5 protein-coding genes and 8 tRNA genes are annotated in these 6,960 nt (G+C 63.6%); 3 read left to right on the top strand and 10 right to left on the bottom strand.

The window, feature by feature from the left end; genetic code table 11:
• The coding region (locus JHD59_RS17395; RefSeq protein ID WP_199155155.1) for a disulfide bond formation protein B at nucleotides 1-368 on the top strand (368 nt) is incomplete at its 5' end.
• 13 nt (nucleotides 369-381) lie between these two features.
• Here the strand turns inward: JHD59_RS17395 and JHD59_RS17390 are convergent.
• The 10 genes from JHD59_RS17390 to JHD59_RS17345 all read right to left on the bottom strand — a co-directional run bounded on the left by JHD59_RS17390 (nucleotide 382) and on the right by JHD59_RS17345 (nucleotide 4,474).
• Nucleotides 382-2,058: a CHASE2 domain-containing protein gene (locus JHD59_RS17390; RefSeq protein ID WP_199155154.1), complete on the bottom strand. Its 1,677-nt coding sequence runs from the start codon at nucleotides 2,056-2,058 to the stop codon at nucleotides 382-384.
• 9 nt (nucleotides 2,059-2,067) lie between these two features.
• Nucleotides 2,068-3,600, bottom strand: a complete 1,533-nt coding sequence (locus JHD59_RS17385; protein WP_199155153.1) for a FecR domain-containing protein — start codon at nucleotides 3,598-3,600, stop codon at nucleotides 2,068-2,070.
• A 150-nt stretch (nucleotides 3,601-3,750) separates the two neighbouring features.
• A tRNA-Asp gene (locus JHD59_RS17380) sits at nucleotides 3,751-3,827 on the bottom strand.
• Between the two features lie 6 nt (nucleotides 3,828-3,833).
• Nucleotides 3,834-3,910, bottom strand: a tRNA-Val gene (locus tag JHD59_RS17375).
• A gap of 25 nt (nucleotides 3,911-3,935) precedes the next feature.
• Nucleotides 3,936-4,012: transfer RNA gene (locus tag JHD59_RS17370), tRNA-Asp, on the bottom strand.
• Nucleotides 4,013-4,018: 6 nt separating this feature from the next.
• A tRNA-Val gene (locus JHD59_RS17365) sits at nucleotides 4,019-4,095 on the bottom strand.
• 25 nt (nucleotides 4,096-4,120) lie between these two features.
• Nucleotides 4,121-4,197 (bottom strand) — tRNA-Asp (locus JHD59_RS17360).
• Nucleotides 4,198-4,208: 11 nt separating this feature from the next.
• A tRNA-Val gene (locus JHD59_RS17355) sits at nucleotides 4,209-4,284 on the bottom strand.
• A gap of 26 nt (nucleotides 4,285-4,310) precedes the next feature.
• Nucleotides 4,311-4,387, bottom strand: a tRNA-Asp gene (locus JHD59_RS17350).
• Between the two features lie 11 nt (nucleotides 4,388-4,398).
• Nucleotides 4,399-4,474, bottom strand: a tRNA-Val gene (locus JHD59_RS17345).
• A 211-nt stretch (nucleotides 4,475-4,685) separates the two neighbouring features.
• Here JHD59_RS17345 and JHD59_RS17340 point away from each other — a divergent pair.
• Together JHD59_RS17340 and tilS are read left to right on the top strand one after the other, a co-directional pair.
• Nucleotides 4,686-5,651, top strand: a complete 966-nt coding sequence (locus tag JHD59_RS17340; protein WP_103321991.1) for an acetyl-CoA carboxylase carboxyltransferase subunit alpha — start codon at nucleotides 4,686-4,688, stop codon at nucleotides 5,649-5,651.
• Nucleotides 5,623-6,960 (top strand): tRNA lysidine(34) synthetase TilS, encoded by a 1,338-nt coding sequence (gene tilS, locus JHD59_RS17335; RefSeq protein ID WP_199155152.1) that lies wholly within the window; start codon nucleotides 5,623-5,625, stop codon nucleotides 6,958-6,960. Before JHD59_RS17340 ends, tilS begins: the two co-directional genes overlap by 29 nt.

Here is a 6,960-nt window from a genome sequence, read left to right as displayed (position 1 = left end):
GCATAGGGGTGATGGCGGTGGGCGTCTGCGCGCTGCTGGCTGCGCTGCATAATCCAGGCAGAGCCGGCGCCAGGGTATGGGCTGGCCTGGTGACGCTGTCCGCGCTGGCTGGCGGCGGGGTGTCGGTGCGCCAGCTGTGGCTGCAAAGCCTGCCGGCGGACCAGGTGCCGCAATGCGGGCCGGGGCTGGAGTTCCTGATGGAGTCTTTCCCCTTGTGGGAGGTGCTGTCCAAGGTGCTGAAGGGCAGCGGCGAGTGCGCGGCGATCCAGGGCCGTTTTCTCGGCATGACCATGCCGTTCTGGGTGGCGGTGTTCTTTGTGGGCGTGATTGTCTGGACGTTGTGGCTGGTGAGCCGTCGCCGCGGCTGATGGTCGGCCCGATTCAATCCTGCAGCGCGGACGCATCGTCCGCGCTTTTTTGCGCGCTGGCGGTCTGCTGCGCCGGATAAAGGCTGACGCGATTGCGGCCGCTGCGTTTGGCTTCGTACAGCGCCTGGTCGGTATGTTCGAATAGCGTGCGGGTGCTGTCCGCCGCGCCTGGAATGCAGGCGCAGACGCCTATGCTGCAACTGACCGTGCCTAGCGGGCTGGCCGAGTGCGGCAATTCCAAGGCCGCCATGTGGCCAAGAAAGCGCTCAGCGGCCGCCATAGCCTGTTGCGCAGTGCCGGGCGTGATCAGCACGCCGAATTCCTCTCCGCCCAAGCGCGCCGTCAACTGGCCTTTCTGGTTGAAGCAATCCCGCAGCGCGCGCGCCACTTTCCGCAAGACTTCGTCGCCGGCGTAATGGCCGTAGTGGTCGTTGTATTTCTTGAAATGGTCGATGTCGAGGATGATTAGCGCCAGCGATTTTTGTTTCTGCCGGTATTGTTCGAAGGCATGGTTGAATGCCTCGTCGAAATGGCGGCGGTTGTGCAGCCGCGTCAGTCCGTCGGTGAAGGCCAGGGAGAACAGCCGGGCCTGGCCGCTGACGTAGCGCAAAGTGCCGCTGAGCAACAGCAGCATGGCCACCACGCTGCCGCCTACCCACAGAGAGGCGAAATAGAGCAGGGCGGCGGAGCTGAGCAGCACCGCGCCGGCGGCCAGCGCATAGCCGGCCAGCAGCTTTGGCGCGCGGAGCCGGCGCGACAATAGCCAGTCGAACAGGCCCAGCAGCAGCGCGCCCAGCAGGCATTCACGCCACAGCGGCATGGGCCGCATCAGCTGATGGTTCAGCAGGCCGTGCACCATATAGGCGTCGATTTCCACGCCGGGCATGCCGGCATTGTTGACCGATACCGGCGTCGGTTGCTGATTGCCCAAGCCGTTGGCGGTCACGCCTATCAGCACGATGCTGTCGTCGAACAAGGCGGCCGGCAGCCGGTTGAGCGCGTCGCTGTACGAAATCAGGTGGAAAGGCTGGGCGCCGCTGCTGAATGGCACCATGACCAGATCGCGCCGCAGCCAGGCCTGGCCGGGGCGAGGGGGCTGGGCCGGGGGGATCGCTCCTCGCTGGCCGCTGGCGACGTCGCGAATGGCTGCCGCGAAGCTAGGGTAGCGCGGCGCGCCTAGCCCGGCTCGCAGATAGACGCGGCGGATCGCGCCATCCTCGTCCCGCTCGTAATCGGTATGGCCGAGTCCGGCCATGGCCCCCACGATGACAGGCAGCGGACGGGTTTCCAGCAGTTGGCCGCTGCGCAATTCCGGAAAAACCGGGCCGACCACTTTGCCGTTGCGGCGAATGGCATTGGCCAGATAGCCGTCCGCTTCGGGATGGTCGCGCGAGGGTTCGGCGATGGCGATATCGAAACCGATTGCGCGCGCGCCGCCCAGCTTGTCCAGCAGTTGGGCATGAAAGGCGCGCGGCCAGGGCCAGCGGCCCAGCTCGGACAGGCTCTTTTCGTCTACGGCGATGACGATGAGGTTCTGTTCGGGGCCGTGAAACGGATTGTTTCTTGTCAGAACGTCATACCACCAGAAATCCAGCCGCCCCAATAATTGGCTGGCGATCAGCAGCAGGCCGAGCAGGGCGAGCAGCAGCGGGGCCGCCCTGCTGTAGCGGGATATCTGGAAGGAGCGCATCGTGTGATTTTACGGCAAAAACACAGTGGAATATCGCTCTTTGGCATGATATTCGCCGTCGCCGTCCACCAGGATGGTGACGATGAAATGGCCGCTTGGCAGGCGCAGCAGCGACCAGGCCGGCTCGGCGGCGCTTTGCTGCCACACGATGCGCTCGGGCGCGTCCGGGCGGGCCAATTGCAGCGTATAGCGCGCGTTGGCCAGCGGGTAGCGCCGCGATTGCAGCTTGCGATCGCCTGGCAGGCCAAGCCTGTACCAGGGGTCGATGCGCACTTCCTGGGTATTGCCGTAGGGTCCGGGCTGTCCCTGCTCATTGAGCGAGGCCAGCCGCCAATACCATTTGCCTTTGTCCGGCACATTGAGGGCGAAGGCGCTCTGTTCCACTCTGCCTTGATGCCAGATGTCGGTGAAGGCGGGATCGCGAGCCACCTGCAGCCAGCCGGGGCGCTCCGGGCTGGCGCTGCTGCCTATCCATAGCGTCTGGGCGCGCTGGCTGGTGCGGCAGCCGTCGTTGAAAACTAGCGGCGGCAGCGGGCTGGCTTGCAGCGTGAAGACGCGGGAGGCGTCGAAACCTTCAATGCCCAGCTCATTGCGCGCGCGCACGGTCAGCAGGTAGCTGCCGTTTTGCGGGAGTTCCGGGTAGAAGCGCGCCGCATCCGTGCTGCGGCTGAATAGCTGCTGCTGGGTTTTCGCATCGGACAGCGTCAGCTGATAGCCCGCTTCGCCATGCTGTTTATGCCATTCCAGCAGCGGCGGGTTGAACGGGCTGGTGGTGATCATGCCTTCCAGTTGCGGCGGCTGGGGCAGGGCTGCCGATTGCTTGCCGTCGCTGCGTCCGCCAAATCCGGCCGGAATGTCCATGCCATCATCGCCGGCTGCCAGGTTGACTTTGCCGCGCAGGACTTCGGCGGCGGTGTCCTTGTCATTCAGGCTGCGTACGCGGAATTCGGTGCCGCGCACGGTGGTGACGGCGGACGGGGTGTAAATCTGATAGCGATTCGGCATCAGCTGCTTGGGCACTACCGCATTGCTGGCGGAGCCGCGATCCAGCTGGTTCAGCGACTGGATGGCGCCGGTGGTCGGGTAGAACACCTGTTTGCCCAGCGTCAGCTGGCTGTTGGCGCCCAGTTGCAGTGTCGAACCGTCTGCAAGGCGCAGCTTGAGGGTGGCGTCCTGGCCGGTGGACAGCCGGGTGCCGGCAACAAGATGCAAGCCGGTCGAGGCTTTCAATGTTTGCCCATCAGGGCCCTGGATGTTGACGGGTCCGGACAGGGCATCAATGGTGACGGCGGATTCGTTATGGCGGGTCCAGCTGTATGGCACTCGCAAACGGCTGCCTGGCGTCAGCCGATAAGGATTGGCGATGCCGTTTTGCTGTTGCAGTTTGGGCACATAGGCCGGGGAAGTCAGGTGTTTGGCTGCGAACGACCATAGCGTGTCCCCGGATTGAACGGTGTATTGCCATGTAGGCTCGTCCGCGCCGGCACTGGCCCAGGCTGCGTGGCTGCTCAGGCACAACGCCAGCAGGGCTGTCTTGTTCATGTGAAATCTCTTGATGTAAATTTTTAAAAGTCTAATAGTATTCCCAGCTACTAAGCATTTTGCAACCTCTATATGCCGATGAAGTGGGGTGGGGTCATGCAGAATGGGGCTGGAAATGCAAAAAGCAGCCCGAAGGCTGCTTTTTGGCATTGGCGGAGTGGACGGGACTCGAACCCGCGACCCCCGGCGTGACAGGCCGGTATTCTAACCAACTGAACTACCACTCCGTGTTTTGGTGGGCGGTACTGGACTCGAACCAGCGACCCCTGCCGTGTGAAGGCAGTGCTCTACCAACTGAGACTAACCGCCCAAAAATCGGTACCGCTTAATGCTGTTGGCGGAGTGGACGGGACTCGAACCCGCGACCCCCGGCGTGACAGGCCGGTATTCTAACCAACTGAACTACCACTCCGCTGTTTGGTGGGCGGTACTGGACTCGAACCAGCGACCCCTGCCGTGTGAAGGCAGTGCTCTACCAACTGAGACTAACCGCCCGAAACTCGGTACTGCTTGATGCTGTTGGCGGAGTGGACGGGACTCGAACCCGCGACCCCCGGCGTGACAGGCCGGTATTCTAACCAACTGAACTACCACTCCAACCGTAAACTTGGTGGGCGTTGACGGAGTCGAACCGCCGACATTCTGCTTGTAAGGCAGACGCTCTACCAACTGAGCTAAACGCCCGATATACGGATACTGCTTTATATTGTTGGCGGAGTGGACGGGACTCGAACCCGCGACCCCCGGCGTGACAGGCCGGTATTCTAACCAACTGAACTACCACTCCAACCGTAAAACTGGTGGGCGTTGACGGAGTCGAACCGCCGACATTCTGCTTGTAAGGCAGACGCTCTACCAACTGAGCTAAACGCCCTGAATTCGTTTCGCTGTGTGCGTTTCAGCGAGGAGGCGAATTAAAGCACAGGGTTTAAGCTTGTGCAAGTAGTCCGCTTGGTTTTTTTTGCCAAAGCCTGTGATTTTGAATATTTGCTCCATTTTTGCATCGTTTTCCTAGTTCTACGGGTGACGGCGAGTTTGCGCCTCATGTATCATGCGGCGATTAGGTTTGACGGATGATGTGAAGAATGAAGCCGACCTTTCTCGATTTTGAGCAGCCGATTGCCGAGCTCGAGAACAAAATAGAAGAGCTGCGGTTCGTGCAGGACGATTCGGTGCTGGATATCTCCGAGGAAATCGCCCGCCTGCAGAAGAAGAGCCTGGAGCTGACCAAGACGCTCTATGCCAAGCTGACCCCGTCGCAGATCGCGATGGTGGCCCGCCATCCGCAGCGACCATACACCCTGGACTATGTGCAGGCCATCTTCACCGACTTTGAAGAGCTGCACGGCGACCGCGCTTTTGCCGACGATGCCGCCATCGTTGGCGGCCTGGCCCGTTTCAACGGCCAGTCCGTGATGGTCATCGGCCAGCAAAAGGGCCGCGACACCAAGGAAAAGATTCGCCGCAATTTCGGCATGCCGCATCCGGAAGGCTATCGCAAGGCGCTGCGCCTGATGAAGCTGGCCGAGAAGTTCGGCATTCCTGTGATGACCTTCGTCGATACCGCAGGCGCCTGGCCTGGCATTGGCGCGGAAGAGCGCAGCCAGTCCGAAGCCATTGGCCGCAACCTGTATGAAATGACTCGCCTGCGCGTGCCCATCATCGTTACCGTGATCGGCGAGGGCGGCTCCGGCGGCGCGTTGGCCATCGCCGTGGGCGACCAAGTCAATATGCTGCAATACGCCACGTATTCGGTGATCTCGCCGGAAGGCTGCGCATCCATCTTGTGGAAGACGGCCGAGCGCGCGTCCGACGCCGCCGAGGCGCTGGGCATCACCGCGCCGCGTTTGAAAACGCTGGGCCTGATCGATCGCGTGGTGACCGAGCCGGTGGGCGGCGCGCATCGCGATCACGCGCAGATGATGACCACGCTGAAGCGCGTGCTGCAGGAAGAACTGAAAGAAGTCCAGAGCAAGCCGCTGGATGAGCTGCTGAAGCAGCGCTTCGACCGCCTGATGAGCTATGGCCGCTTCAAGGAAGACGCAGCCTAAGCTGGCGGACAGCCTGATCAAGCATTGGCCGGACGAATTGTCCGGCCTTTGCGCTTTTGAGCTTGGGCTTTCCGGCGGCTTGGACTCGGTGGCGCTGCTGTCGCTGTTGTGCGCGGCGCGCGAACATCGGCCCGAGTTCGTGTTGTCGGCCGTGCATGTCCATCATGGACTGAGTCCGAACGCCGATGCCTGGGCCGCGCATTGCCAGGCGCTGTGCGATTCGCTGGGCGTGCCGCTGCGCATCGAGCGCGTGCAGGTCAGCGCCGGCGGCGGCGAGAGCCTGGAGGCCGCGGCGCGCGAGGCGCGCTACGCGGCTTATCGTCGCTCCGCCGCGGAGGTCATCGTCCTGGCGCATCATCAGGATGACCAAGCCGAGACTGTGTTGCTGCAGTTGCTGCGCGGCGGCGGCGTCAAGGCGCTGGCGGCCATGCCGGCGCTGCGCGAGTTGCCGCCCGGCAAGCGCTTATGGCGGCCCTTGCTGAATTTCACTCGCCAGCAACTGGAAGACCATGTCCGCGCGCAAGGCCTGGCCTGGGTGGAAGACGAGAGCAATCGCGACAATCGCTACCGCCGTAATCTGCTGCGCAATGAGGTGCTGCCGCGCCTGGCGCGCGCGGTGCCGCATTACCGCAGCCATCTGGCGCGCGTCGCCGCGCTGCAGGCCGATGCGGCGGCCATTTTGGATGAAGTCGCGCGTGAGGATGTGGAACATTGCCGCCATGAGGCGGGTTTGCATCTGGCGAACTGGCTGGCGCTGTCCGCGCCGCGGCAACGCCAGGCCTTGCTGGCCTGGCTGGATGAGCGTGGCTGGCCTGCGCCGGAGCCGGCCGCGCTGCATGAATTCCAGCGCCAGCTGACGCAGGCCGGGGCCGAGGCGTTGCCGATATTGCGGCTGTCTGGCGGGGTGGTGTTCCGCTTCGACGGCGCCATCCAGGCGATGGCCGATCTGCAGCCGCCGGCCGAAGGCAGCCCGCTGCCCGACCTGTCCGGCGGCAAGGCGCTGGATTTGCCCGAGTGGGGCGGCAGGCTGGAGTGGACGTGGCGCGCGCAGGGTTTGCCGGACGCCGCGCTGGCGGCTGGCCTGGCGTTGAAGCCGCGTTGCGGCGGCGAGAAATTGGCATTGACCGTGGGGCGGCGCGAGGTCAAGGATCTGCTGCGCGAGGCTCGGCTGCCGCCTCCGCTGCGCCAGCGCTGGCCCTTGCTGTACGCTGCCGATGGCCAACTGCTGGCGCTGCCGGGCATCGCCGTCGCTGGCGGCGTCGCCACGGGGCCGGGCTGGTGGCCGCTGTGGCGGCTGTCGCCCGGCTGA

This window comes from Chromobacterium sp. ASV23 (assembly GCF_016428945.1).
Taxonomy (GTDB): Bacteria; Pseudomonadota; Gammaproteobacteria; order Burkholderiales; family Chromobacteriaceae; genus Chromobacterium; species Chromobacterium sinusclupearum.
This window is presented reverse-complemented; position numbering and strand designations above follow the sequence as displayed.

Bases quoted from the DNA above. Each gene is read 5' to 3' on its own strand.
- JHD59_RS17390 (WP_199155154.1), bottom strand. From the start codon at position 2,058: ATGCGCTCCTTCCAGATATCCCGCTACAGCAGGGCGGCCCCGCTGCTG.
- JHD59_RS17385 (WP_199155153.1), bottom strand. From the start codon at position 3,600: ATGAACAAGACAGCCCTGCTGGCGTTGTGCCTGAGCAGCCACGCAGCC.
- JHD59_RS17340 (WP_103321991.1), top strand. From the start codon at position 4,686: ATGAAGCCGACCTTTCTCGATTTTGAGCAGCCGATTGCCGAGCTCGAG.
- tilS (WP_199155152.1), top strand. From the start codon at position 5,623: ATGGCCGCTTCAAGGAAGACGCAGCCTAAGCTGGCGGACAGCCTGATC.